Source organism: Aeromonas sp. s11, from assembly GCF_040907945.1.
GTDB classification, from domain to species: Bacteria; Pseudomonadota; Gammaproteobacteria; order Enterobacterales; family Aeromonadaceae; genus Aeromonas; species Aeromonas veronii.
The window spans coordinates 44,593-69,518 of sequence record NZ_JBFOCU010000010.1 but is presented as its reverse complement, the minus strand read 5'-3'; the positions used below and the strand labels follow the sequence as shown (position 1 = coordinate 69,518).

Annotated in this window: 20 protein-coding genes; 14 read left to right on the top strand and 6 right to left on the bottom strand. The window is 59.7% G+C overall.

Going from position 1 to position 24,926, the window contains the following annotated elements:
- Positions 1 to 44 precede the first annotated feature (44 nt).
- The 7 genes from AB5Y84_RS02155 to AB5Y84_RS02125 all read left to right on the top strand — a co-directional run bounded on the left by AB5Y84_RS02155 (position 45) and on the right by AB5Y84_RS02125 (position 11,866).
- A complete protein-coding gene (locus tag AB5Y84_RS02155) occupies positions 45 to 2,012 on the top strand; it encodes an ATP-binding protein (RefSeq protein WP_043820745.1) in 1,968 nt (655 codons plus the stop codon).
- Positions 2,013 to 2,088: 76 nt separating this feature from the next.
- Positions 2,089 to 3,438 (top strand): glutathione-disulfide reductase, encoded by a 1,350-nt coding sequence (gene gorA, locus AB5Y84_RS02150; protein WP_204384799.1) that lies wholly within the window; start codon positions 2,089 to 2,091, stop codon positions 3,436 to 3,438.
- Positions 3,439 to 4,000: 562 nt separating this feature from the next.
- Positions 4,001 to 5,695 carry a potassium-transporting ATPase subunit KdpA gene (kdpA, locus tag AB5Y84_RS02145; protein WP_368176278.1) on the top strand — a complete coding sequence of 565 codons (1,695 nt, stop codon included), beginning with the start codon at positions 4,001 to 4,003 and terminating at the stop codon, positions 5,693 to 5,695.
- Positions 5,696 to 5,762: 67 nt separating this feature from the next.
- Positions 5,763 to 7,820, top strand: coding sequence for a potassium-transporting ATPase subunit KdpB (gene kdpB / locus AB5Y84_RS02140; RefSeq protein ID WP_368176277.1), 2,058 nt, complete (start codon positions 5,763 to 5,765; stop codon positions 7,818 to 7,820).
- A 61-nt stretch (positions 7,821 to 7,881) separates the two neighbouring features.
- Positions 7,882 to 8,409 carry a potassium-transporting ATPase subunit C gene (locus AB5Y84_RS02135; RefSeq protein ID WP_368176276.1) on the top strand — a complete coding sequence of 176 codons (528 nt, stop codon included), beginning with the start codon at positions 7,882 to 7,884 and terminating at the stop codon, positions 8,407 to 8,409.
- A 126-nt stretch (positions 8,410 to 8,535) separates the two neighbouring features.
- Positions 8,536 to 11,124, top strand: coding sequence for an ATP-binding protein (locus AB5Y84_RS02130; RefSeq protein WP_368176275.1), 2,589 nt, complete (start codon positions 8,536 to 8,538; stop codon positions 11,122 to 11,124).
- Between the two features lie 58 nt (positions 11,125 to 11,182).
- Positions 11,183 to 11,866 carry a response regulator gene (locus tag AB5Y84_RS02125; RefSeq protein ID WP_021230453.1) on the top strand — a complete coding sequence of 228 codons (684 nt, stop codon included), beginning with the start codon at positions 11,183 to 11,185 and terminating at the stop codon, positions 11,864 to 11,866.
- Between the two features lie 4 nt (positions 11,867 to 11,870).
- Here AB5Y84_RS02125 and AB5Y84_RS02120 read toward each other — a convergent pair whose 3' ends face one another.
- On the bottom strand, positions 11,871 to 12,998 hold the full coding sequence (locus AB5Y84_RS02120) for a multidrug effflux MFS transporter (protein WP_368176274.1): 1,128 nt from the start codon (positions 12,996 to 12,998) through the stop codon (positions 11,871 to 11,873).
- Positions 12,999 to 13,090: 92 nt separating this feature from the next.
- On the opposite strand from AB5Y84_RS02120, the gene AB5Y84_RS02115 reads away from it, so the two are divergent.
- On the top strand, positions 13,091 to 13,915 hold the full coding sequence (locus AB5Y84_RS02115) for a helix-turn-helix transcriptional regulator (protein ID WP_368176273.1): 825 nt from the start codon (positions 13,091 to 13,093) through the stop codon (positions 13,913 to 13,915).
- Here the strand turns inward: AB5Y84_RS02115 and AB5Y84_RS02110 are convergent.
- Complete coding sequence (locus tag AB5Y84_RS02110) at positions 13,845 to 14,078, bottom strand: hypothetical protein (protein WP_368176272.1); 234 nt, start codon at positions 14,076 to 14,078, stop codon at positions 13,845 to 13,847. The genes AB5Y84_RS02115 and AB5Y84_RS02110 overlap by 71 nt on opposite strands.
- Positions 14,079 to 14,371: 293 nt before the next feature.
- Between AB5Y84_RS02110 and AB5Y84_RS02105 the strand changes: the two genes are divergently transcribed.
- On the top strand, positions 14,372 to 15,622 hold the full coding sequence (locus tag AB5Y84_RS02105) for a valine--pyruvate transaminase (protein WP_164535751.1): 1,251 nt from the start codon (positions 14,372 to 14,374) through the stop codon (positions 15,620 to 15,622).
- Between the two features lie 71 nt (positions 15,623 to 15,693).
- Here the strand turns inward: AB5Y84_RS02105 and AB5Y84_RS02100 are convergent, their stop codons facing one another.
- Both AB5Y84_RS02100 and AB5Y84_RS02095 read right to left on the bottom strand, forming a co-directional pair.
- The gene (locus AB5Y84_RS02100) at positions 15,694 to 16,134 is read right to left on the bottom strand and encodes an Hsp20 family protein (protein WP_005339297.1); all 441 of its coding nucleotides are present in this window, start codon (positions 16,132 to 16,134) and stop codon (positions 15,694 to 15,696) included.
- Positions 16,135 to 16,226: 92 nt separating this feature from the next.
- Complete coding sequence (locus AB5Y84_RS02095; RefSeq protein WP_005339298.1) at positions 16,227 to 16,640, bottom strand: Hsp20 family protein; 414 nt, start codon at positions 16,638 to 16,640, stop codon at positions 16,227 to 16,229.
- A gap of 279 nt (positions 16,641 to 16,919) precedes the next feature.
- On the opposite strand from AB5Y84_RS02095, the gene AB5Y84_RS02090 reads away from it, so the two are divergent.
- The 5 genes from AB5Y84_RS02090 (at position 16,920) to AB5Y84_RS02070 (ending at position 21,344) form a co-directional block, all read left to right on the top strand.
- Positions 16,920 to 17,690 carry an MBL fold metallo-hydrolase gene (locus AB5Y84_RS02090; RefSeq protein ID WP_368176271.1) on the top strand — a complete coding sequence of 257 codons (771 nt, stop codon included), beginning with the start codon at positions 16,920 to 16,922 and terminating at the stop codon, positions 17,688 to 17,690.
- A 92-nt stretch (positions 17,691 to 17,782) separates the two neighbouring features.
- On the top strand, positions 17,783 to 18,742 hold the full coding sequence (locus AB5Y84_RS02085; protein WP_368176270.1) for a helix-turn-helix domain-containing protein: 960 nt from the start codon (positions 17,783 to 17,785) through the stop codon (positions 18,740 to 18,742).
- Between the two features lie 65 nt (positions 18,743 to 18,807).
- Complete coding sequence (locus AB5Y84_RS02080) at positions 18,808 to 19,512, top strand: helix-turn-helix transcriptional regulator (RefSeq protein ID WP_368176269.1); 705 nt, start codon at positions 18,808 to 18,810, stop codon at positions 19,510 to 19,512.
- Between the two features lie 89 nt (positions 19,513 to 19,601).
- Positions 19,602 to 20,375, top strand: coding sequence for an alpha/beta fold hydrolase (locus AB5Y84_RS02075; RefSeq protein ID WP_043820704.1), 774 nt, complete (start codon positions 19,602 to 19,604; stop codon positions 20,373 to 20,375).
- Positions 20,376 to 20,579: 204 nt separating this feature from the next.
- Positions 20,580 to 21,344: a GNAT family N-acetyltransferase gene (locus AB5Y84_RS02070; protein ID WP_106844444.1), complete on the top strand. Its 765-nt coding sequence runs from the start codon at positions 20,580 to 20,582 to the stop codon at positions 21,342 to 21,344.
- A gap of 68 nt (positions 21,345 to 21,412) precedes the next feature.
- Here the strand turns inward: AB5Y84_RS02070 and gyrB are convergent, their stop codons facing one another.
- Both gyrB and recF read right to left on the bottom strand, forming a co-directional pair.
- Positions 21,413 to 23,824 (bottom strand): DNA topoisomerase (ATP-hydrolyzing) subunit B, encoded by a 2,412-nt coding sequence (gene gyrB, locus AB5Y84_RS02065; RefSeq protein WP_005357188.1) that lies wholly within the window; start codon positions 23,822 to 23,824, stop codon positions 21,413 to 21,415.
- Positions 23,821 to 24,924 carry a DNA replication/repair protein RecF gene (recF, locus tag AB5Y84_RS02060; protein ID WP_005339305.1) on the bottom strand — a complete coding sequence of 368 codons (1,104 nt, stop codon included), beginning with the start codon at positions 24,922 to 24,924 and terminating at the stop codon, positions 23,821 to 23,823. The genes gyrB and recF overlap by 4 nt, the downstream gene beginning before the upstream one ends.
- Between the last annotated feature and the right edge of the window lie 2 nt (positions 24,925 to 24,926).

Sequence of the window (24,926 nt, the reverse complement as noted above, 5' to 3'; positions counted from 1 at the left end):
AGCAGTTAAACTAAAAAACACCACATCCAGACCGCAAGGACGCCATGTCAGGACTCTTCACCAAGACCGCCAGGGCCGTAGGCCGCAACGGACTCTCATATCGCCTGCTCTCCTACATTCTGGTCTGCAGTACCGTATTGGCGATGATCATTACGGCGCTGCAACTCGCGTGGGATTACCGCAAGGATGTCGCCGTCATCGAAGACAGCATCGGCCAGATCGAGGCCTCGTTCCTGCAACCCATCGCAGCCAGCTTGTGGAACCTGGATGAAGAGCAGGTCAAAGTGCAAATTGAAGGGATCATGAACCTGCCCAACATGCAGTTCGTGATGGTCAAGGAGATGCTCGGCAACTCCGAAGTCCCGCTGCTGACCCAGGGGGTCGAGCGGGAAAGCTATGATATCTCCCGCGAATTCAACCTCACCTATCAGGGTGAAATCGTCGGCAAGCTGTTCGTTGCCGCCTCTCTCGAGCAGATCTACCAGCGCCTCATCGAAAAATCGGTGCTGATCATGGTCAGCCAGACCATCAAGACCCTGGTGGTCTCATTTTGCATCCTGATCATCATTTACTATCTGGTGGTCAGGCACATCAACCGCATCGCCAACTACGCCCAGAAGTTCAACCTCGATCGGCTCGACATGGCGCTGGAGCTGGAAGGCCGCCCGCAGCCGCGCAAGAAACCCGATGAGCTGGATACCCTGGTCTCCACCCTCAACCAGATGCGAACCCGACTACGTGACGAGCTGGTTGCCCGCCATCAGGCGGTGGAACAGCTGCAAAAGGAGCGGGACTTCTCCGCCACCCTGATCAACTCCGCCAACATGGTCATCTGCTGCATGGAACCGGATTTGACCATCGCCAGCATCAACCCGGCAGCCATACTGCTGACCGGTTACCACCAGCAGGAGCTGTTGCAACACAACTGGCTGGATCTCTTTGTCAGCCCGGCGCAACGGGAAGAGCTGAACGATATTCTGGCAGCGGAAGGTTCACTGGCCGACAAAGAGGTCATCATGCATGACCAGCAGGCCCATGAGCTGGTACTGCAATGGACCTTCGTCCCCTTCTACGATGGCCCCAACCTCAAGTACCAGATCGGCTTCGGCTACGACATCACCCAGCTGAAAAAGGTCGAGCGGGAGATTATCCAGCTCAACGAACAGCTGGAAGGCAAGGTGGTGGAACGTACCCGCAGCCTGAGCGAAGCCAACAACCAGCTCGGCAAGGCGTACGACGACCTGAAACAGGCCCAGCAAACCCTGGTGGAGTCGGAGAAGATGGCCTCCCTCGGCTCGCTGGTGGCCGGGGTAGCACACGAGATCAATACCCCCATCGGCATCAGCGTAACCGCCTCCTCCTACCTGCAGGAGCGGGTCGCCGACTTCAAGTCCCATATCGACTCCAAGCAGCTGTCGCGCTCCTATCTCAACGAGTTCACCGTCAACCTCGACGAGTCGATGCAGCTGCTGCAGAGCAACCTGCGGCGCGCCTCCGAGCTGATCGCCAGCTTCAAGCAGGTAGCGGTCGACCAGTCATCGGAAGCACGCTACAACTTCAGCCTCGCCGACAACCTCCATCAGGTGGTGGTCTCGCTTGGCCACAAACTGAAGAAGAGCCAGTGCGAAGTGGATATCCAGTGCGATCCCAAGCTGTCTATCTTCTCCTTCCCGGGCAGTTTTACCCAGATCTACTCGAACCTGATCCTCAACTCCATCAACCACGGGTTCGACAGCTGGGATAAACCGAAGAAGATCACCATCAAGGTGGAACAGCAGGGAGAGGAGCTGTTTATCGACTATTCGGACAATGGCCGCGGGATCCCGCCCGAAATATTGCCGCGAATCTTCGATCCCTTCGTCACCTCCAAGCGGGGTCAGGGTGGCAGCGGTCTGGGCACACACATCATCTACAACCTGGTGGTGCAACTGCTGAAAGGCCGTATCAGCTGTGCCAGCGAACCGGGCCAGGGCGCCCAGTTCCATATTCGCCTGCCGATCCAACATAACTGAGCGCTGGCTCTTGTGAGCCAGCCGCTTTATCCCCATCATGCTGTGATTGCATTCTTAATGAGCGGAGAACCTCGCAATGGCACAGCATTTTGACTATATCGCCATCGGCGGCGGCAGCGGCGGTATTGCGTCTGCCAACCGGGCTGCCATGTACGGTAAGAAAGTTGCCCTGATTGAAGCCAAAGAGTTGGGTGGAACCTGCGTCAACGTAGGCTGCGTACCGAAGAAGGCCATGTGGTATGCAGGCCAGATCGCCGATGCCCTGAAATATGGCGCCGACTACGGCTTTGACACCACCCTCAACCACTTCAACTGGGCCAAGCTGGTCGAGTCCCGCCAGGCCTACATCGGCCGCATTCACCAGTCCTATCAGAACGTGCTGGGCAAGAACCAGATCACCGTCATCAAGGGCTTCGCCCGCTTCGTCAGCAGCAACACCATCGAGGTCAATGGCGAGCACTACACGGCCGATCACATTCTGATCGCCACCGGTGGCCGCCCGGAAATTCCGGCGATCCCGGGTGCCGAGCTGGGTATCGACTCCGACGGTTTCTTTGACCTGCAAAGCCAACCCAAGCGGGTTGCCGTAGTGGGTGCGGGCTACATCGCAGTCGAGATCGCAGGGGTGATGCAGGCGCTCGGCTCAGAGACCCATCTGGTGGTGCGCAAGCACGCGCCGCTGCGCAACTTCGACCCCATGATCCACGAGACACTGGTCGAAATCATGGCGCAGGAAGGGCCCAAGCTGCACACCTATGCCATTCCCAAAGCCGTGCTCAAGAACGCTGACAACAGCCTGACCCTGCAACTGGAAGATGGCCGCCATCTCACCGTCGACTGCCTGATCTGGGCCATCGGCCGGGTACCGGCTACCGACAACCTGAATCTTGCCGCCGCAGGCATCGCGCTGGACGAGAAGGGCTTTATCCCGACCGACAAGTTCCAGAACACTTCCGTCGCCAACATCTATGCGGTGGGTGACAACACGGGTCGCATCCAGCTCACGCCGGTAGCCGTCGCGGCGGGCCGCCGCCTCTCCGAGCGGCTGTTCAACAACAAGCCGAACGAGCACCTCAACTACGATCTGGTGCCGACCGTGGTGTTCAGCCACCCGCCCATCGGCACCATCGGCCTGACCGAACCGGAAGCCATCGCCGAATACGGCGAGGACCAGGTGAAGGTCTACCGCAGCCAGTTCACCGCCATGTACTCGGCGCTGACCCAGCATCGCCAGCCCACCCGGATGAAGCTGGTCTGTGTCGGCCCGGAAGAGAAGGTGGTCGGTTTGCACGGTATCGGCTTTGCGATGGACGAGATCCTGCAAGGTTTCGGCGTCGCCATGAAGATGGGTGCCACCAAGGCTGATTTCGACAACTGCGTCGCAATCCACCCCACCAGTGCGGAAGAGTTCGTCACTATGCGTTAAGGGCAGATGAAGTTGGCCTGTCATTATCAGGCCAGCTTCAACAACTGCGTTCCCACGCCTCACCCCACCAGTGCTGAAGAGTTCGTCACTATGCGCTAAGGACAGATGAAGTTGGCCTGTCACGAGCAGCCGGCTTCTACAGCCATGTAATCCCTTCATCCAAACCCGGCTCAGGCCGGGTTTTTTGATCCCTCCTCGCCATTTCTCTCGCAGATCCGTCGTTCTTTACGCCGATTTTACGCCTGCCACATGGCGCTTTATGGCGCCTTTACGCCTGTTTTACATACCCTTTTCAGCGTCAATGACACCAACAGAGTCGATATGGTCTTACATCGGCTCTCGCAGCTAATTATCTCAATGGAGTCGATATGAATTGGCTATATCTGCTGCTTGTCCTCGCCTTGATGGCCTATCTGATGCGCGCACTCACGCGCAGTCACGAGTGAGGGACTACCTATATGCAGCAAGAAATTATCTACCCGGTGGCCAGCAAACTGCCGAGCCTCGTGAGCAATCCAATGCGTGCCCTGACGCACCGTGACCACGAGTGAGGAACTAGAACATGTGGCAAGAAATAATCTATCCGGTGGCCTTCGTGCTGCTGGTTCTGCTACCAGCACCGCTGCTGGGCAACTACATCTACCGGGTATTTGAAGGCAAAATCCACTGGCTGGCACCGGTCGAGCGCGCCACGCTGGCTTGCTGTGGCACCGATGGGCGGGAGCAGGACTGGAAGTCCTACGCCCTCAGCCTGCTGGCCTTCAACGGCGCCGGTTTCGGTCTGCTGTTCCTGATCCTGATGGCTCAGGGGTTGCTGCCCCTCAACCCGCAGCAACTGCCGGGTCTGAGCTGGCAACTGGCCTTCAACACCGCGGTCAGCTTTATGACCAACACCAACTGGCAAGCCTATTCCGGTGAGGCCAGCCTCTCCTACTTCAGCCAGATGGTAGGCCTGACCACCCAGAACTTCGTCTCCGCAGGGACGGGCGCTGCCGTCGCCATTGCCCTGTTCCGCGGTATCGCCCGTCAGCAGACCATCAACCTTGGCAACTTCTGGCAGGATCTGGTTCGTTTCTGCCTCTATGTGCTGCTGCCCATCGCGCTGATCATGGCGCTGGTGCTGGTATGGCAAGGGGTGCCGCAAAGCCTCTCCGCCTATCTGCCGTTCCACGGTGTGGAAGGTCAGGAGCAGCTGCTGCCCCTCGGCCCGGCGGCCTCGCAGATCGCCATCAAGCAGCTTGGCTCCAACGGCGGCGGCTTCTTCGGCATCAACTCGGCACATCCGTTCGAGAACCCGACAGCCCTCTCCAACTGGCTGGAGATGGTCGCCCTGCTCACCATCGCCGCAGCCATGGTCTTTACTCTGGGCCGCTATGTGAAAGACATGGCCCACAGTCGCGCCATTCTCGGCGCCATGACCCTCATGCTGGTGCTGGGGCTCTTCGTCTCCCTCTCCCAGGAGCTGAAACCGGATCTCGCCCTCGCCCAGCTCACCACTGACGCCAGCAACATGGCTGGCAACTGGGAAGGCAAGGAGAGCCGCTTCGGCCCTGTGCTCTCCAGCATCTGGGAAGTGGCGACGACTGCCGCCTCCAACGGTGCCGTCAACGCCATGCACGACAGCTTTACTCCGCTCGGCGGCATGGTGGGCATGATCAACATGCTGCTGGGTGAGGTCATCTTCGGCGGGGTCGGCTCCGGTATCTACGGCATGATGCTGTTCGTGCTTCTGACCGTGTTCCTGTGCGGCCTGATGGTGGGACGTACCCCGACCTATCTGGGCAAACGGCTCGGTATCACCGAGATGAAGTGGGTGGTCGCCAGCATGCTGGTCATGCCGGTGGGTGTTTTGGTGATCGGTGGTGTCACCCTGCTGATGCCGGATGCCAGCACCATCATCGGCCATGATGGCCCGCACGGTCTGTCACGCCTCATCTATGCCTACGCCTCGGCTGCCGGCAACAACGGCTCCGCCTTCGCCGGTTTTGCCGCCGGTGACAACTGGCAGTGCATCGCCATCGGTCTGGCCATGCTGCTCGGTCGCTTCGGCTACATCATTCCGGTACTGGCCATCGCCGGTCAGCTGGCCCGTGCGCCCCGTCAGGAGACGAGCGAAGGGGACTTCCCCATCAGCGGCCCGCTGTTCGTTACCCTGCTGATCATCACCGTCCTGCTGATAGGTGGCCTCTCCTTCCTGCCGGTGCTGGCACTGGGCCCGGTGGCCGAACATCTGAGTCTGATCGGAGGGGCACTCTGATGAACCTGACCCTGTCGATCACCATCCGGATGCCAATCGCCAACTATCTGATGCTGGGAGCTTTCCAATGAGCAAGTCCACTGCAATGAGCACCGACACCATGTTGGTGAAGGGCAAAAAACAGAAATCACAGATCATCCAGGCAATGGTTGAGGCCCTCTATCGCTTCAATCCCAAGGCGCTGTTTGGCAGCCCCATCCTGTTCACCCTCTGGCTGGCCGCAGTCATGGCGACGGTGGAGTCCCTGCTGGGGCAGCCTTTCTCCGGCGTCGCCCCCTCGCTGGCCTGGCAGCTGACCGCCTGGCTCTGGCTGACCCTCTGGTTTGCCAACTTCGCGGAAACCCTGGCCGAGGGGCGAGGCAAGGCGCGAGCCGACAGCCTGAAGGCGGGCATGAGCCAGCTGAAGACCCGTCGGGTGGCGAATGCCAAAGATGGTCAGGGCGAATGGGTACCCGCCACCAGCCTGATGAAGGGGGACCTGGTGCTGGTACGCAGCGGCGAGATGATCCCGGCCGACGGTGAAGTGATCGCCGGTATCGCCTCGGTCAACGAGGCGGCCATCACCGGCGAATCCGCCCCCGTCATCCGCGAGTCGGGTACCGACCGCAGCGGCGTGACCGGCAACACGACGGTCGTCTCCGACGAGATCTGGGTGCGCGTCAGCAACAATCCGGGCGAAAGTACGCTGGATCGGATGATCGCACTGGTGGAAGGGGCCAAGCGCCAGAAGACCCCCAACGAGATGGCGCTCGACGCCCTGCTGGTGGGCTTGACCCTGATCTTCCTGCTGGTGGTGGCTACCCTGCCCTGGTTCCTCGACTACAACGGCACCCAGGTCCCGCGTCTCTACCTGATCGCTCTCTTCATTACCCTGATCCCGACCACCATTGGCGGCCTGCTCTCCGCCATCGGCATTGCCGGTATGGATCGACTGGTGAAGCTGAACGTCATCGCCAAGTCTGGCCGTGCCGTGGAAGCGGCTGGTGACGTGCGCACCCTGCTGCTGGACAAGACCGGCACCATCACCTTCGGCAACCGGATGGCCGATGAGTTGATCCCGGCACCGGGTGTCGACCCTGCCCTGCTGGCACAAGCGGCCATGCTGGCCTCGCTGGGTGACAACACCCCGGAGGGCAAATCCATCCTGACTCTGGCCAGCAAGAGCATGGCCAAGCCGAGCCAGCTGGAGAGCGACAAGGTGATCCCCTTCAGCGCCGAAACTCGCCTGAGCGGACTGGATCGCAACGGTCATCAATATCGCAAGGGTGCGGTGGATGCCATGTTGAACTACCTCAGCCTCGACCGCAAGGCGGTACCTGAGCTGGTGCTCAAGTCAGTCGACAGCATCGCCCGTCAGGGTGGGACTCCGCTGCTGGTCTGCACTCAGGAGAAACTGCTGGGGGTGGTCTACCTCAAGGACATCATCAAGCCCGGTATCAAGGCTCGCTTCCAGATCCTGCGCCATATGGGGATCCGTACCGTGATGATCACCGGTGACAACCCGAAAACCGCCGCCGCCATCGCCGCCGAAGCCGGGGTGGATGACTTCATCGCCGAAGCGACGCCGGAGAAGAAGCTCGCCTATATCCGGCAGGAGCAGGCCGATGGTCGTCTGGTCGCCATGTGCGGTGACGGCGCCAACGATGCGCCCGCGCTGGCGCAGGCTGATGTGGGGCTGGCCATGAACGAGGGTACCCAGGCCGCCAAGGAGGCGGGCAATCTGGTGGATCTCGACTCCAACCCCACCAAGCTGCTGGATGTGGTGCTGGTCGGCAAACAGCTGCTGGTGACCCGTGGCGCCCTGACTACCTTCTCCATCGCCAACGACGTGGCCAAGTACTTCGCCATCCTGCCAGCCCTGTTCATCGCCGCCTACCCGCAACTGGGGGCGCTGAACCTGATGCAGCTGGGCAGCCCGCAGAGCGCCATCCTGTCGGCCATCATCTTCAACGCCCTGATCATTGTGGCGCTGGTGCCACTGGCTCTGCGCGGTGTCGACCTGAAAGGCTCGGCCGCCAGCCTGCTGCGCCGCAACCTGCTGATCTACGGTGTCGGTGGCCTGCTGGTGCCTTTTATCGGCATCAAGCTGATCGATCTGGTCATTACCGGCCTGGGTCTGGTGTAACGACATAACCGGGATGCGGGTCAGACCCGCATCCCCAGCCATCCTTTGGAGCAAGCGAATCATGATAGCAATCAGAACCCTGTTGACCCTGACCCTGCTGCTGGGGGTCGCCTACCCGCTGGCGGTCACCGGACTGGCACAGCTGCTGTTCCCCTGGCAGGCCAACGGCAGCCAGCTGACCGACAGTAAACAGCAACTCATCGGTAGCGCCCTGCTGGGGCAGAAATTCGAGCGGGCTGACTATTTCCATCCCCGTCCCTCCGCCAGCGATTTCAACACCATAGGCGGCAGCGCCAGCAATCTGGGGATGAGCTCGCCGCTGCGGGCAGAGTTTGCCGAACAGGTGGCCAAGGCACAGCCTGGAACCCGCTCCCCCGCCATGCTGACCCGCTCCGCCTCCGGCCTCGATCCCCACCTGCCGCTGGATGCGGTGATGGCTCAGGTCAACCGCGTCGCCAAAGAACGTGGACTGGATCCCGCCCAACTGACGGAGCAGGTCAAGTCGGCCACACAAGCTGGTATCCTTGGCCCGCAGGTGGTCAACATTCTCCAGCTGAATCTGCAACTGGAGCATAAAAAGGGCGCCTGATGGCGCCCATTCCGGTTTGGTGATGACCTCGATTTTCGAAACGGGCGGTTGGCTCGATAGGGATAACAATGGCTGATGTAGCAAGCGCTGATGCCCTGCTGACGAGTCTGATGCAGGAGCATGGGGATGCGTGATGAGGTAAGGGCCGACGCCCTGCTGGCGAGCCTGGAACAGGAGCACAAGGGCAAGCTGAAGGTGTTTCTCGGCGCCGCTCCCGGCGTGGGCAAGACCTACGCCATGCTGCAGGCGGTGCGGGAGCAGGCCAAAGAGGGGGTAGACATCCTGATCGGCGTGGTGGAGACCCATGGCCGGCAGGAGACGCTGGCTCTGCTCGACAAGCTCGCCATCATGCCGCGCAAAATCCACATGCACCGCCAGCAGCGACTGGAGGAGATGGATCTCGACGGCCTGCTCGCCCGCAAACCGGCCATCGCCGTGGTGGACGAGCTGGCCCACAGCAACGCCCCCGGCAGCCGCCACGAGAAGCGCTGGCAGGATGTGGAGGAGCTGCTCAACGCCGGGATCGACGTCTACACCACCCTCAACGTGCAGCATCTGGAGAGCCTCAACGATCTGGTGTGGCAGCTGACCGGGGTCAGGGTGAAAGAGACCCTGCCCGATCAGGTGCTGCTGGAAGCCGACAGTCTGGTACTGATCGACCTCCCCCCCAAGGAGCTGCTCGGCCGCCTCAAGGAGGGCAAGGTCTATGTGCCCCATCAGGCCAAGGCGGCGCTGCAATCCTTCTTCTCCCTCAACAACCTCACCGCATTGCGGGAGCTGGCGATGCAGACCGCCGCCAGCCATGTGGAGGGCGATCTGCAACTGCAGTGGCAAGCGGCAGGCAAGAGCACCTTGCCGCTACGGGGCAAGCTGATGGTTTGCCTCGGTGACCTGCACGGCTCGGCGCTGGTGCGCTACGGCCACCGCTTTGCCCAGCGCCGCCAACTCCCCTGGCTGGTAGTGCATGTCGACAGCAATGGCCGCCGCTCGGCCGATGTGGAGCAGGCGCTGGCGCTCGCCTCCCACCTCGGCGCCAAGGTACTGACGCTATCCAGCCCGGCGGTCGCCAACACCCTGCTGGAGACCGCCGAACAGCAGCAGGTCTCCCAGCTGCTGCTCGGCAAACCCCACAAGGCACCGTGGCGCCGCTCGCTGGTGCAGCACCTGCTCAAGCAGGCGCAGGGGCTCGAAATCACGCTGGTCGATACCGAGAAGCAGAAGCCAGAAGTGGGGATGCGCGTCCCGACCCCGAAAGATATTCACCACAGCCTGCTGGCGGTGACCATCATGGGGATCTCCTCGGCCGCCGCCTGGGGGCTCTCCTACTGGCTGCCGCCGGCAGCGTTACCGCTCATCTTCGTGCTGGGGGTACTGGCGACGGCCCTCACCACCAGTCTGGTACCCGCCACGCTGGCGGCGGTGCTGGGCTTTATCGCCCACAATCTGCTGTTCACCGCCCCCTACTTCTCCCTGAGCGTCGCCAACCACAGCGATCTGCTCACCCTGTTTGTGCTGCTTATCGTCGGCATGACCGCGGGGCGGCTCGCCTCCCGCCAGCGGCAACAGCTGATCGGTCTGCGCGAGACCCAGCAGCTGGGCAATGCCCTGCTCTCCCTCAGTCAGGGGCTGGCCACTGCCAGCAGCCCGGAGGAGGTTTTGAGACAAGGTGCCCAGGCCATTTCGCTGGCGCTCGGCCAGCCGACCGTGGTGATCGACAAGGAGTTCAACGATCGGCTCGGCAACGAGAAGCACAGGCCCGGCCAGACCGACAAGGCGGCCATCGACTGGTGTCTGGCCCAGAAGCAGAGCGCCGGAGCCCACACCGCAACTCTCAATGCCGCCGAGGCCCAGTATCACCACCTCAGCGATGATCTGGTGATCGGCATAACGCTGGCCAATCCGCTCTCCTCCTCTGCCGAACACCAGCTACAAGCGCTGCTCACCGACATTCGCGCCGCGCTGGCGCGGATCGACCTCAACGAGCGGCTGGCCGACAGTCAGTTGCAAGCGGAGACCGACCGGATGCGCGCCGCCCTGCTCTCCTCGGTCTCCCACGATTTGAAGACACCGCTGGCCACCATCATGGGGGCTGGCAGCACCCTGCTGGAATATGGTGACCGGATCCCCGCCGAAGACCGTGACGAACTGCTCCACTCGGTGCAGGAGGAGGCGCGCCGCCTGCACAGCTATGTGCAGAATCTGCTGGATATGACCCGCATCGGCTCCCCCGACTTCCAGCTGAAACGGGACTGGGTCGATCTGGCAGATCTGGTGGAGAGCGCCCGCAAGCGGCTCGACTCCTCCTGGCGCCAGCACAAGCTGCTGGTCCATTTCGATCAGCATGTGCCCCAGATCTATGTGCACGGCGCCCTGATCGAGCAGGTGCTGGTCAATATCCTCGACAACGCCTCCCGCTACTCGCCAGCTGGCACCCCCATCGAGTTCAAGGTGATGGTGGCCGAACCCGACCTCATCATCGATATCATCGATATCGGGGTCGGTATCGCCGAGTCGGATCGGGAGAAGATCTTCAACCTCTTCTACACCCAGCCGGTGGGTGATTGCGGCAGCCGTGGCACCGGGCTTGGCCTCGCCATTTCCCGCGCTATGATAGAGGCCCACGGCGGCAAGATTTGGGCCTTCTCCGGCCCCAATGGCAACGGAACCTGCATGCGCATCTCCCTGCCGCTTGCTCTCAATTCACCGGAGGTCTGATAGTTGACCGCCAGATCGGGTCACTCAGCCCCTCCCACCATTCGCCTCTGGAGGTTCGATGGCGCACATTCTGGTCATAGATGATGAAGCGGCGATCCGTCGCTTTCTGCGGATCAGCCTGATTGCCGAGGGCCATCAGGTGAGTGAGGCGGTGGGGGTCAATGAAGGGCTGGAGCAGTATCGCCACCTCAACCCCGATCTGGTGATCCTCGATCTCGGTCTGCCGGATGGCGATGGCATTCAGGTGTTGCAGGCCATTCGCGAACACCACCCCAATCCTGTGCTGGTGCTGTCGGCCCGTGATTCAGAGCAGGAGAAGGTGCGGCTGCTGGATGCCGGCGCCAACGACTACATGAGCAAGCCGTTTGGCATCGGCGAGATGATGGCCCGCATTCGCGTGCTCTTGCGCCAGCGGGCTGGTGTCAGCAGTGGCGAGCGGCGCCACTTCCCCCAATGCGGCCTGACGCTGGATATCAGCAGCCACAAAGTGACCATGAGGGAGGAGGAAATCCCCCTCTCCCGCAAGGAGTTCGCCCTGCTGCAGGCGCTGGTGTGCCACCCCGGCAAGCTGGTGATGCAGACCCAGCTGCTCAACGACATCTGGGGGCCGAGCCACAAGGAGGACACCCACTACCTGCGCATCGTCATCGCCAGTCTGCGCAAGAAGCTGGGGGATAACCCCCAGCAACCGACGCTTATCGAGACCGAATCTGGTATCGGCTACCGCTTTATCGGCAACTGATGTTTCACGTGGAACGGCGCCCGCAGCAAATCAGCGCCAGCAAACCGCAGCCACTCAGCAACAGGCCGAGATCCTGCAATCCGGCCGCTACCGCCAACCCCAGACTAAGCAGCAGGTAGTAGCCAAGCCCGAACAGGGCACCAGCACTGCCCGCTACCTCGCGATAGGCCAGCAGCGCCTGACTCAGCACATTGGGGATCGCCAGCCCGAAGGCCACCACAATCCCCATCATGGGCAACAGGAACCAGAGGCTGGCCTGAGTCGCCCATACCAGCAGCCCGGTAACCAGCGCCAGAGCGCAAGCCAGTCTGACCAGAGATGACGGCAGCCACCCCCTCCCCAAGAGATGCTTGTTGAGCAGGCTGCCGAGCAGAGTCGCCTGCGCCAGCAAGATCCCCGAATAGCCAAACTCGCCGGTGCTCAATCCCAATCCGGCAAACAGGAAGGGGGCCAGACTGTAGTAGCCAAACAGCATGGTGTTGAACAGGGCGACTAGCATGGCACTGCGCCAGAGTCCGCCATCCTTCATCATCCGACACGCCAGCGGCCAGAGCGCGACTCGCTGGCTGGTGGCCGGACGGGTTTCCGGCAACTGCCAACAGGTCACCAGCAGCAAACCTACCGCCAGGACCAGCAGACCGCTGAACACTCCGAGATAGCCGAACCCGCTCGCCAGCTGGCCACCACTGAGCAGCCCCAGCACTGGGCTCAGTGAGAGCGCAATGCCCATCACCGAGAAGACCCGCGCCAGATCGCTACCCTGATAGCTGTCGCGCAGCATGGTCTGGGTCACCACAGAACCCACGGCGGCGCCAAAGGCCGAGATGATCCGGGCCAGCAGCAGGGTTTCAAACTGATTAGCCAGCAGTGCCAGCAAGGTGCCGACACCATAGGTGAGCAGACCCGCCAGCATGGCGGGACGCCGCCCAATCAGATCGCAGAGCCGTCCCCAGCAGACCACACCCACCGCAAACGCCAGAAAATAGACCGACAGGGTCTGGGATGCCTGCCCCTCGCTCACCTGAAACTCGGTAGCGATGTGGGTCAGGACCGGGCTGTAGATGGTCTCCACAATTTGGGGAAACATCATCAATCCCACCACCAGCCAGAGCGGTGGCAACTTGTTGTTCATGACAAACCTCCTTCACAAGAGGTCGCCATTCTAGAGAGATGCCGATTGTCTGATTACAATAAGCAGGACTATAAACATCAAAAATCGGACATATGGCCTTTATTCTTCCCGATCACCCTTTTGACCCCGACCAGCTGACGGGCAGCGTAATCGGCATTGCCTCCGCGCTCGGCTGGCACGACTCGGGTCTGCATCAACATCAACGCCATCAGCTGCTGTTCGCCCAATCCGGCTGCATGACCATGGAGCTGGAAGGTCGGGTCTGCCTGCTGCCACCCACCCGCGCCGCCTGGCTGCCTGCGGGCACAGCCCACCGGGTACTGATGCGTGGTGTGGTGGCCTACCGCTCCCTCTACTTCCAGCCGCACCCCGAGTTGCCCGGCACGGTGGAGGTGCTGGCGGTCAATCCGCTGCTGCACGAACTGATCGAACGGATGGCGCTCTGGCCGTGGGACAAACCGCAAGAGCAGCAGCAACGGACGGTTGCACTGTTTATGGAGGAGTTGGGGCAGGCGCCACGGGAGTCGTGGCAGTTGCCGCTGCCAACCGATCCCAGACTGGGCGACTGGCTACAGCAGTTGAAACGGGGGGATGCCCTGCCCGATCGACTCAACCGGCTGGCCGAACGGGTAGGTGCCAGTGACAAGACCATTGGCCGTATCTTTATGCGGGAGACCGGCATGAGCTATCAGGCGTGGCGTCAGCAGTGGCGGCTGTTGCGCGCCATGGAGCTGCTGGCAGAAAGCGAGTCCATCAGCCGGATTGCCGCTGCGCTGGAGTTCTCCAGCGACAGCGCCTTCATCAGCTTCTTCAAACAACATACGGGACAGACCCCCCTGCGCTACCTCAACTCTCGGGGTGAGTGGCCACAGCCTGACTCGCCTCCACCACCAGGGTATCCAGCGCCAGCGGCTTGAGGTTATGCAACGCATCCTTCACCACGGCATGGGATGCCTGTTGCAACTCGCTCTGCACATCCTGCTCCAGCTGGACACTCTCCAACTCGGGCCGCGGGTTTTCGTTGGCCATCACGTTCAGGCTCAGGGCACTCACTATCAGGGTAGCGATCAGGTTTTTCATCTGGTTTGCTCCGGTATGGTTGAGATGACCAGATAGCTATTCCAATAGTTGTGCCAATCCTCAGGCAATTCATAACATAATGATTTTGTTTAAATTAACTATATCTCGATACCAAATTGAGTCGCAAAATGCATCCCGCTCGGTCATTTTTAAACCAATAGTTGGTGCTTTTAACCACGCTTGATTTTTGCACCATGTTCCACGTGGAACGTCCCATCTTTTTGATCGACACCCGCTTTTAAACTGAGCTATGGTGCTACATCCCCGTAACTCAATTCTGGATCTGTCACTGAATGGAATTTTCCTTGTTCGGCGAGAAATTCACTCGCCACGCCGGTATTACCCAACTCATGGATGACCTCAATCAGGGGCTGACCAATCCGGACGCCATCATGCTGGGTGGCGGCAATCCGGCCCCCATCCCCGCCATGCTGGAACGCTTTCAGGCCGAGGCCAAGAGCCTGCTCGACAACGGCGAGCTGGTCAAAGCGATGGCCAACTACGACGGCCCACAGGGCAAAGACAGGTTCACCAAAGCGCTGGCAGCCCTGCTCAGCAAGGAGCTGGGCTGGGATATCTCGGCTCGCAATATCGCCCTGACCAACGGCAGCCAGAATGCCTTCTTCTACCTGTTCAACCTGCTGGCCGGCGAATTTGCCGATGGCCGCAAGAAGAAGGTGCTGTTCCCGCTCGCCCCCGAATACATCGGCTATGCCGACTCGGCGCTGGCCGACGACTACTTCGTGGCCTACAAACCCACCATCGAGAAGCTGCCCGATGGCCAGTTCAAATACCACGTGGATTTCGAGAGCCTGCAGGTAGGTGACGATATCGGGGTGATCTGCGTCTCCCGCCCGACCAACCCGACCGGCAACGTGCTGACCGACGAAGAGATCGAACACCTCGACCAGATCGCCCGCGACAAGGGAATCCCGCTGCTGATCGACAACGCCTACGGCGTTCCCTTCCCGGGCATCATCTTCAGCGAAGCCAAGCCGTTCTGGAACGCCAACACCATCCTCTGCATGAGCCTCTCCAAACTCGGCTTGCCGGGCACCCGCTGCGGCATCGTCATCGCCGACGAGAAGATCATTCAGGCCATCACCAACCTGAGCGGCATCATCAATCTGGCGCCGGGCAGTCTGGGGCCTGCCATCACCATCCCGATGATCGAGAGCGGCGAGATCATCACCCTCAGCGAACAGGTGGTGAAACCCTTCTATCAGCAAAAGGCAGAGCTGGCGGTGCAGCTGCTGCGCGAAGCGATCCCCGACCCGCGCTTCCACATTCATAAACCGGAAGGCGCCCTCTTCCTCTGGCTCTGGTTTGAAGGCTTGCCGATCCACTGTCAGGAGCTCTATGAGCGACTGAAGGCGAAGAACCTGCTGATCGTGCCGGGTCACTACTTCTTCCCCGGCATTGATGACCCCGAGTGGCGCCACAGCCAGGAGTGCATTCGCCTCAACTACTCCCAGAGCGAGGAGCTGGTGCGTCGCGGCATCGCCATTCTGGCGGACGAGATCAACACCCTCTACGCTGGTTAATCCAATCCAGCGATACAAAACAGAAAGGCCTGCAGATGCAGGCCTTTGTCATTTATCGCGATCCGGTTTGCTTAGCCGGGCAGCGCCAGCTGCTCGGGTTTACCGATGGGGATTGCGCGGGGCTTGAGCGCCTCCGGCAGTTCGCGTGCCAGATCGATGGTCAACAGACCATGCTCCAGCTTGGCGCCCTGCACTTCCACGTGCTGGCTCAGCTTGAAGGCAAGCTCGAAGTCGCGCTCGGCAATCCCCTGATGGAGGAACTGACGCTCACCGGCCGCAGCCCCTTTGCGCCCCTTCACCTTGAGGGTGCCGTTTTCGGTCTCCAGCTCCAGCTCTTCGCGCTCGAAGCCAGCCACGGCGACCGTGATGCGATAGCCATCCTGATCGCGCTTTTCAATGTTGTACGGGGGGTAAGCGGCGGTCTTCTGCTCGAACAGACCTTCCAGCTCACGGGCCATCCGCTCGAAGCCGACGGCGTTGGAATAGAGATGAGAGAAATCGAGGTTACGCATAATCCTATCCTTCTAATAAGCAACAGGTTCAACTCTCCACAGGCCCGTCATCGGCACCCGGGAAATTTTAAAATTTCAGAAAATTCAGGCTATCAGCCGTTGATCTCGATCTTGCGCGGCTTCATCGCCTCGGGCACTTCACGCACCAGCTCGATGTGCAGCAAGCCGTTTTTCAGGTCGGCCCCTTTCACCCGCACATAGTCGGCCAGCTGGAAGCGGCGCTCGAAACCACGTTCGGCAATCCCCTGATAGAGATAGTTGCGCCCGGTGTCGGCCTGCTTGTTGCCCTTCACAGTCAGCAGATTTTCCTGGAAGCTCAGCTCCAGCTCTTCCTGGGTAAAGCCCGCCACAGCCATGCTGATGCGGTAGTCGTTGTCACCCAACTGCTCGATGTTATAGGGGGGATAACCGGCATTGCCATTGCTGGCCGCAGATTCGATGAGATTGGCCAGACGATCGAAACCGATGGCAGAACGATAGAGCGGAGAAAAGTCGATAGAACGCATAGTATTACCCTCTTGTGAGCGATAACAGATTGTTTGCCCTCCTTATGGACGGGCGCCTGGTCGAAACCTCTGTCGAGCGTTCCGGCCTTGTTACCTATATAGGGGCTTACTTTTTTCTTTCAAGGGGATTTTTCAAATTTTTTAAATGGCCGCACCGACCTGTAGAACATCAACCTGTTGGCCCGATAGTGATGATAATCGACCCGTGGGCCACTGATGGCAATGCGCTCCACACCCCATAATTGGTTGCATATCCACCAGCCAACATGGAGCCATCCCATGAAGATTACCCAGGTTCGCAACGCCACCTTGCTGCTCGACTATGCCGGCACCCGCTTTCTGATCGACCCCATGCTCTCGGCCAAGGGTGCCTTCCCCGGCTTTGAGGGCACCGCCAACAGCCAGCTGCGCAATCCGCTGGTCGAGCTGCCGCTACCGATCGATGAGCTGGTCGATGTGGACGCAGTGATCGTCACCCACGACCATCCCGACCACTGGGATGATGCCGCCAGAGCCCTGATCCCCAAACATCTGCCGCTCTTGGTACAACATCAGAAAGATGCCGATGCCATTCGTGCCAGTGGCTTTGAGGATGTGCGCCTGCTGAGCGACCAGCCCGAATTTGCCGGCATTCGCCTGCAGCAAACCGGTGGCCAGCATGGTAGCGACCTGTTGATGGCGGTACTGGGCGAGCGCATGGGAGAGGTATGCGGCGTGGTCTTCTCCCACCCCGATGAACAGTGCCTCTATCTGGCCGGTGACACCATCTGGCATCCCCGGGTCGAGCAAGCCCTGCAACAGCATCAACCCGAGGTCATCATCCTCAACTGTGGCGATGCACAGGTGCCCGGGCTCGGTTCCATCATCATGGGCAAGGAGGATGTCGCCGCCGTATATCAGGCGGCACCGCAAGCCACGCTGATCGCCAGCCATATGGAGGCGGTCAACCACGCCGTGCTGTCACGCCAGGAGCTGCGCGACTATCTGGCGGAACGGGGCATGATGGATCGGGTACGGGTGCCGGAAGATGGCGAGGCGATATCGCTGTGATCCGCAGGAGGGCCATGCCAGACATGGCCCTTCGGCTTTCACTGCCAGACGCTTATGATGAGTGCTCTGCGCACAGAGAAGGAGCCAACATAATGCCCACCCCGATCGTTGCCGTGGTGACCTTCGATCACTTCAGCCCTTTCCACTGCGCCGTCCCCTGCCTCATCTTCGGCGACATCCTGCCGGGCCAGCCACTGTTCGAGCTCAAGATCTGCTGCGGTGATGGCAACCACCACTCACACTCGGCGCAAGGCTTCACCATTCAGGCGCCCCATGGGCTGGAGGTGCTGGCCGAGGCGGAGATCATCGTCATCCCCTTCTGGCACGACCCGGCAGCACAGCCACCCGCAGCGCTGCTCGATGCCCTGATTGCCACCAGAGCCCGAGGTGCCCGGCTGGTCGGGCTCTGTCTTGGCACCTATGTGCTCGCCTACGCCGGACTACTTAATGGTCGCAAAGCATCGACCCACTGGGAGTACGAACAGGATTTCTGCCGCCGCTTTCCCTGCGTGCAGCTCGATACCAACGCCCTCTATGTGGATGACGATGGGCTGGTCACCTCGGCAGGCACTGCCGCCGGGCTGGACTGCTGCCTCTATCTGGTACGCCAGTACCACGGCTCGGCCATCGCCAACAAGGTGGCACGGCGGCTGGTGATCCCGCCTCACCGGGAAGGGGGGCAGGCCCAGTTTATCGAGCAGCCGGTGCCCGCCTCCACTCGCGATGTCAGGATGAACCAGTTGCTCGACCACCTGCGTGCCCATCTGGCAGAGCCTCACACCCTGGACTCTCTGGCGGCCCATACCCTGATGAGCCGACGCACCTTTACCCGCCGCTTTCATCAGGCAACCGGCCTCTCGGTGGGTGAATGGCTGCTGGCGGAGCGGCTCAGGCGCAGTCAGGAACTGCTGGAGGTAAGCGGCCATTCCATCGATCGCATCGCCGAGCTGGTCGGCTTCAAGAGTGCCACCTCCCTGCGCAATCACTTCCGTGCCCGCTTTGCCATCTCCCCCAGCGAGTGGCGACGATCTTTTCGCGGAAACAATGTCTGATGACATCCTCTATACCCGCTCACTCCGCTATGGCAGGCTAACCAGAAATCCCGAGGAGTCATCCCATGTCCCGTTCCGAACGCCTGCTGGCCCTGCTCCAGCTGCTGCGCGGCCACCGTTACGCCATAACTGGCGCGGAGCTGGCCAACCAGCTTGGCATCAGCCTGCGCACCCTCTATCGGGATATCGCCACCCTGCAGGCGCAAGGTGCCCATATCGAGGGTGAACCCGGGATCGGCTATGTGCTGCGTCCCGGCTTCATGCTGCCGCCATTGATGTTTAGTGAAGAGGAGCTGGATGCGCTGGTGCTGGGGTCACGTTGGGTCGTCGCCCACGGTGACGGAGCCTTCAGAGCATCGGCCAGCAGTGCGCTGGCCAAGATAGAAGCCGTACTGCCAGCCGACTATCGCCAGCAGCTCCAGAGCAATGCCCTGCTGATCGGCACCTCCCGCAGCGAGAGCCTCACCGATGAAGCTCCGCTGCGCAGCGCCATCCGCCAACAACGCAAGGTGACCCTGGGCTATCGCGATCTCAAGGATGAGGCCTCTGAGCGCACCGTCTGGCCATTTGCCCTCGGCTACTTCGAACAGGTGCGGGTACTGGTGGCCTGGTGCGAACTGCGTCAGGGCTTTCGCCACTTTCGGGTCGATCGCATCACCCGGATGCAGCCGCAAGATTGCCGCTATCCAAAAAGCAGAGAGAGCCTGCTGAAGGAGTGGCGCACCACCCAGCAAATCCCGCAGCCGAAATTCATTGCTGACAGAAACTGACAGCAGGTAGCGCCATCCTGAGGGGGTCGGCGCAGATGTGCTATTTCATCTGTTAGGTCATGTACATCGAAACGAGGTTGCTCAAAAACATGAACAATAAAAGTGGTTATATCGGCGTCAACGGTGGTGAGTTGTATTACGAACTTTCGGGTAATCCTGATGGTGAGCCTTTATTGATGCTTCATGGTGGCCTTGGTTCCCTTAATGAACTAATACCCATTCAAAGATATGTTGCCATGGATTATCAGTTGATCAGTGTAGATTTCCGTGGCCATGGAAAATCCCCTCTAGGTAGTAAGCCACTGAGTTACTTGCAGTATCAGCAAGATATCCAAACACTCCTCGACTATCTGGGCGTTGATAAATATTCAATATTTGGCTTTAGTGATGGTGGTATCGTAGGTTATCGACTAGCCGTACAAGAACCCGATAGCGTTTCTTGTTTGGTTACACTTGGTGCAACGTGGCGATTAGAGCCTGATGATCCATCACTCGGGTTGCTAAGCGGCTTAACAGCAGACTTTTGGATTTCAAAGTTTGCCGATGATGTCGCGCTATATAAGGTGTCAAATCCCGAGCCTGATTTCCCAAAACTGGTCGATGCTGTAAAGGCTGTTTGGCTTGATACAACACCATCTGGCTACCCGAGTAACCTAGTTGAAAAAATTCGTTGTCCGACATTAATCATGAGGGGTGATAACGATGTCATATTTTCGCTTGAGGAGTCTGTGGCTTTAAAAGCAAAAATCGCAGATTCCAGTTTTGCCAATATTCCACTCGCGGCTCACTCAGCTCATCAAGAATCGCCGGAACTGGTAGGTAAAATGCTTCAACAGTTCATGTCACAGCATAAAAACTATTAACTCTTCCATAGCACACTGCATATAAAGAATCAGCTCTGTGCAAGTGAACTCATCATCAAAATGCCGAACATCAAATTCGGCATTTTCTTTATCTCAGCCCGCTCGCCCATCCTTTCAACTGCCAGTGTTTCACGTGGAACGTCGGGCGGCATCCGGCTGGGCCGTCTGTGCTATCATCCCCGCTCCTTACTCTCTGGAGAAACAATGACCACTCGACATAATCCGCTCGAACTGTACCAGCCGGACAACAGCTCCCCCGATAAACTGAGCGAACGACAGCTGATGCTATTTGCCCTACTACAACAGCGTGAGCAGGAGTTTGGCTTCAACCAGAACGTAATCGTCCACTACCCGGAAGCGAGCTTTCTCACCGCTCCGCTCGATTATCTGGATCTGCTGATCCTGGAACAGCAGCAACAGGGTCACCTCATCAATGAGGTGGTGATACTCACCACTTACCCTCAGGTGCACACCCCACTGGTCGAGCGTGACTATCTGCATGAAGCGGTTCATATGCCCGCAGGCCCGGATCACACTGCAATATTCAGAGCGCATTGCGGTTCTCAGCAAGCAGGCAAAATCCTCTACATCGAAGCGGTCAACGAGCAGGATCCCAAAATCCAGCCGACCTTTGTCTTGATGCTGCGCGATGAGAATGGTGAACTGCAGGGAGGTATGTCCGGGTCTATCTACTCCACAGACAATCAGCGATACGCCTATATCGGCACTGTGGTCGTGCAACCAGGGCAACCCGCAGGAACCGGCACCCTGCTCGCCAATACCGTGCTGGAGTACCTGACGCAGCAAGGGGTTTACGAGGTCAATCTCGGCACCCAGACCGCCGAGTCTTTCTATGCCAAGCTGGGGTTCAGGGTCATCCACCACATAGTGCCAGCGTTGCGTCATCGCACGGCTAGCGATGGTGCTGTGCTACCCCACAACCTGGTCATCATGAGCAAAATGCTCTGATAAAGCAGACTACAAATGTAAAAAAGCCGCTCTTGTGAGCGGCTTTTTATTGCAATCAGCGAGTCTGATTAGACGTCGAGGTTGGCTACGCGCAGGGCGTTGGTCTCGATAAAGTCACGACGGGGCTCAACGGCATCACCCATCAGGGTGGAGAAGAGCTGATCGGCACCGACGGCATCATCGATGGTGACGCGCAGCATACGGCGGGCTTCCGGATCCATGGTGGTTTCCCACAGCTGGTCCGGGTTCATCTCACCCAGCCCTTTATAGCGCTGGATGTAGATGCCGCGTTTGCCTTCGCCCATCAGCCACTCGACGGCTTCCACGAAGTTGGCAACCGGTTTGACCTTCTCGCCACGCTTGATGAAACCACCTTCCTCGATCAGGTTGGCGATCTCCTTGCCCAGCGAGACCAGCTGACGGTACTCACCGGATTGCAGGAAGTCGTAGCTGAGCGGGTATTCGCGATCGACCCCGTGCTGACGCACAACGGCGTGCGGCACGTACAGGCTGCGCTCTTCGTCACGACGAACCTGGATCTGGTACTGGATACCGTGGTTGCTCTCGTTGAGCACGGCTTCCATCCCCTGACACCAGGCCAGCAGATCGCTCTCGCTGTTCAGCAGCGCTTCGTTCAACTCCGGCTGATAGATCAGCTGGGTCAGTACCGCTTCCGGCGCACGACGAGACATACGGGTGATCAGGTGAGTCACCGAGCGGTGCTGGTTGACCAAGCGCTCCAATGCCTCGCCACCGATAGCCGGAGCAGACTCGTTGACGTGCAGGGTAGCACCATCCAGCGCCATGGCGGTCTGGTACTGCAGCAGCGCGTCTTCGTCTTTCAGGTACTGCTCCTGCTTGCCCTTCTTCACTTTATAGAGTGGCGGCTGGGCGATGTAGACGTAGCCACGTTCGATGATTTCCGGCATCTGACGATAGAAGAAGGTCAGCAGCAGGGTTCGGATGTGCGCACCATCAACGTCCGCATCGGTCATGATGATGATGTTGTGATAACGCAGCTTGTCCGGGTTGTACTCGTCGCGACCGATACCGCAGCCCAATGCGGTGATCAGGGTGCCCACCTCTTGCGAGGAGATCATCTTGTCGAAACGGGCCTTCTCTACGTTCAGGATCTTGCCCTTGAGCGGCAGGATGGCCTGGTTCTTCCGGTTGCGACCCTGCTTGGCGGAACCACCAGCAGAGTCCCCTTCCACTATGTAGAGTTCGGAGAGAGCCGGGTCTTTTTCCTGACAGTCAGCCAGCTTGCCGGGCAGACCGGCGATATCCAGCGCGCCTTTGCGGCGGGTCAGTTCGCGGGCTTTGCGGGCCGCTTCACGGGCACGGGCCGCATCGATGATCTTGTTGACCACGATCTTGGCATCGCCCGGGTTTTCCAGCAGGAAGTCGGCCAGCTTCTCACCCATCGCCTGTTCAACGGCGGTCTTCACTTCGGAAGAGACCAGCTTGTCTTTGGTCTGGGAGGAGAACTTGGGATCCGGCACCTTGACGGAGATAACGGCAATCAGGCCTTCACGAACGTCGTCGCCACTGGCGGCAGACTTGGCCTTCTTGCTGTAGTCCTCTTTGTCCATATAGGAGTTCAGAGTACGGGTCAGCGCGGTACGGAAGCCAACGAGGTGAGTACCACCATCCCGCTGCGGGATGTTGTTGGTGAAGCAGTAGACCCCTTCCTGATAGGCGTCGTTCCACTGCATCGCCACTTCAACGCCAATACCATCCTGCTCGGTGGTGAAATGAAACACCTTCGGGTGGATCGGGGTCTTGTTCTGGTTCAGGTACTCAACGAATGCCTTGATGCCACCCTCGTAGCAGAAATGCGCCTCGCGGCCATCACGCTCGTCTTGCAGACGGATGGAGACACCGGAGTTGAGGAAGGAGAGCTCGCGCAGGCGCTTGGCCAGGATCTCGTAATGGAACAGGGTATCGCTGAAAATGGCAGGGCTCGGCCAGAAGCGAACTTCGGTACCGGTGCCGGTGCTGTCGCCAATCTGCTTGAGCGGCGCCTGCGGCTCACCCAGATGATAGGTCTGCTCGTAGACGTGGCCGTTACGACGAATGGTCAGCAACAGCTTGTCAGAGAGGGCGTTAACGACGGAGACACCCACGCCGTGCAGGCCGCCGGATACCTTGTAGGAGTTGTCATCAAACTTACCGCCAGCGTGCAGCACGGTCATGATGACCTCTGCGGCGGAGCGGCCCTCCTCCTCGTGCATGTCTACCGGGATACCCCGGCCATTGTCACGCACAGAGACAGAACCGTCGGAATGGATCTTGACCAGAATATCGGAGCAGTAGCCAGCGAGCGCCTCGTCAATGGAGTTATCGACGACCTCGAACACCATGTGGTGCAGACCCGAGCCATCATCCGTATCGCCGATATACATCCCCGGGCGCTTGCGGACCGCATCCAGGCCCTTCAGCACCTTGATATTCGAGGAGTCGTAAGTATTTTCACTCATAGCTTACTCTCTGCCTTCTCTAACGTTTCGGAGATTTTACCCTGTTCCACGTGGAACAACTTGCAGTCATTCGCATCCATCATGTCTGCGAGCTGACCGGTGTCGATGGCGGTGATAAACACCTGGGACGCACACTGCTTCAGCCTTGCGGCCAGCAAGCGGCGCTTGTCGACATCCAGTTCAGAGGCAAAATCGTCAATTAAAAAAATACAGCCACGGCTGCTATGTTGATTCAAATAGAGCCCTTGGGCCAGTCGCATGGCGCAGACCAGCAACTTCAGCTGACCCCGGGACAAAATATCCTGAGCTGGTACCCCGTTCGCCTTGAGGCGCACATCGGCTTTCTGTGGACCGACACCGGTATAGCCCAGCGCCCGATCCCGCTCAAACCCCGCCTCCAGCAGATCGCCGAGGGGAGTATCTTTCTCCCAGCCCCGGTAAAAGCCGAGACTGATATCGAATTCCGGCAGAAAATCCGCCGTCATCTCCTTGATCAGGGGCGTAATGGCCTGACAATAACTGGCGCGAAACTCGGCCAGCTCACCCCCCAGCCGCACCAGCTCCTGATCCCAGAACGCCAGCTGACGGTACTGGGTGCTCTGGCGCAACAGCGCATTGCGCTGTTTCAGCAGCCGCCGCACTCGTCCCCACAGGGCAAAGAAGGTCGGCTCCTGATGGAAGACCCCCCAATCGAGCCAGGCGCGGCGAGCCTGAGGCCCTCCCGTCAGCAAGTTGAAACCATCGGGATGGATCAACTGCACCGGCAACAGCTCCGCCAAATCGGCAAGCCGCTGGGCCTGTGCCCCGGCAATCTTGAGCTGGGTCTCGCCACTCTTATCTTTGGCAAGACCGATCGGTACCTGACGCCCCTCCAGCTCGCACTGGGCAAACAGGGTAAACGCCCTCTCCCCCTGGCGGATGACCCGCCCGGTCAAATGAGTGCGAAAGGAGCGCCCCAGACCAAGGTAGTGAATGGCTTCCAGCACGCTGGTCTTGCCACTGCCATTGCACCCGACCAAAATGTTGAGGCCGGGCGACAGCTTGAGACTGGCTTGCTGGATATTGCGAAAGTCGCTGAGCTGGAGTTTGACCAGGGACACGA

What these genes read in the sequence shown, in the direction of transcription:
- AB5Y84_RS02155 (WP_043820745.1), top strand. Translation starts at nt 45, where the DNA reads ATGTCAGGACTCTTCACCAAGACCGCCAGGGCCGTAGGCCGCAACGGA.
- gorA (WP_204384799.1), top strand. Translation starts at nt 2,089, where the DNA reads ATGGCACAGCATTTTGACTATATCGCCATCGGCGGCGGCAGCGGCGGT.
- kdpA (WP_368176278.1), top strand. Translation starts at nt 4,001, where the DNA reads ATGTGGCAAGAAATAATCTATCCGGTGGCCTTCGTGCTGCTGGTTCTG.
- kdpB (WP_368176277.1), top strand. Translation starts at nt 5,763, where the DNA reads ATGAGCAAGTCCACTGCAATGAGCACCGACACCATGTTGGTGAAGGGC.
- AB5Y84_RS02135 (WP_368176276.1), top strand. Translation starts at nt 7,882, where the DNA reads ATGATAGCAATCAGAACCCTGTTGACCCTGACCCTGCTGCTGGGGGTC.
- AB5Y84_RS02130 (WP_368176275.1), top strand. Translation starts at nt 8,536, where the DNA reads ATGCGTGATGAGGTAAGGGCCGACGCCCTGCTGGCGAGCCTGGAACAG.
- AB5Y84_RS02125 (WP_021230453.1), top strand. Translation starts at nt 11,183, where the DNA reads ATGGCGCACATTCTGGTCATAGATGATGAAGCGGCGATCCGTCGCTTT.
- AB5Y84_RS02120 (WP_368176274.1), bottom strand. Translation starts at nt 12,998, where the DNA reads ATGAACAACAAGTTGCCACCGCTCTGGCTGGTGGTGGGATTGATGATG.
- AB5Y84_RS02115 (WP_368176273.1), top strand. Translation starts at nt 13,091, where the DNA reads ATGGCCTTTATTCTTCCCGATCACCCTTTTGACCCCGACCAGCTGACG.
- AB5Y84_RS02110 (WP_368176272.1), bottom strand. Translation starts at nt 14,078, where the DNA reads ATGAAAAACCTGATCGCTACCCTGATAGTGAGTGCCCTGAGCCTGAAC.
- AB5Y84_RS02105 (WP_164535751.1), top strand. Translation starts at nt 14,372, where the DNA reads ATGGAATTTTCCTTGTTCGGCGAGAAATTCACTCGCCACGCCGGTATT.
- AB5Y84_RS02100 (WP_005339297.1), bottom strand. Translation starts at nt 16,134, where the DNA reads ATGCGTAACCTCGATTTCTCTCATCTCTATTCCAACGCCGTCGGCTTC.
- AB5Y84_RS02095 (WP_005339298.1), bottom strand. Translation starts at nt 16,640, where the DNA reads ATGCGTTCTATCGACTTTTCTCCGCTCTATCGTTCTGCCATCGGTTTC.
- AB5Y84_RS02090 (WP_368176271.1), top strand. Translation starts at nt 16,920, where the DNA reads ATGAAGATTACCCAGGTTCGCAACGCCACCTTGCTGCTCGACTATGCC.
- AB5Y84_RS02085 (WP_368176270.1), top strand. Translation starts at nt 17,783, where the DNA reads ATGCCCACCCCGATCGTTGCCGTGGTGACCTTCGATCACTTCAGCCCT.
- AB5Y84_RS02080 (WP_368176269.1), top strand. Translation starts at nt 18,808, where the DNA reads ATGTCCCGTTCCGAACGCCTGCTGGCCCTGCTCCAGCTGCTGCGCGGC.
- AB5Y84_RS02075 (WP_043820704.1), top strand. Translation starts at nt 19,602, where the DNA reads ATGAACAATAAAAGTGGTTATATCGGCGTCAACGGTGGTGAGTTGTAT.
- AB5Y84_RS02070 (WP_106844444.1), top strand. Translation starts at nt 20,580, where the DNA reads ATGACCACTCGACATAATCCGCTCGAACTGTACCAGCCGGACAACAGC.
- gyrB (WP_005357188.1), bottom strand. Translation starts at nt 23,824, where the DNA reads ATGAGTGAAAATACTTACGACTCCTCGAATATCAAGGTGCTGAAGGGC.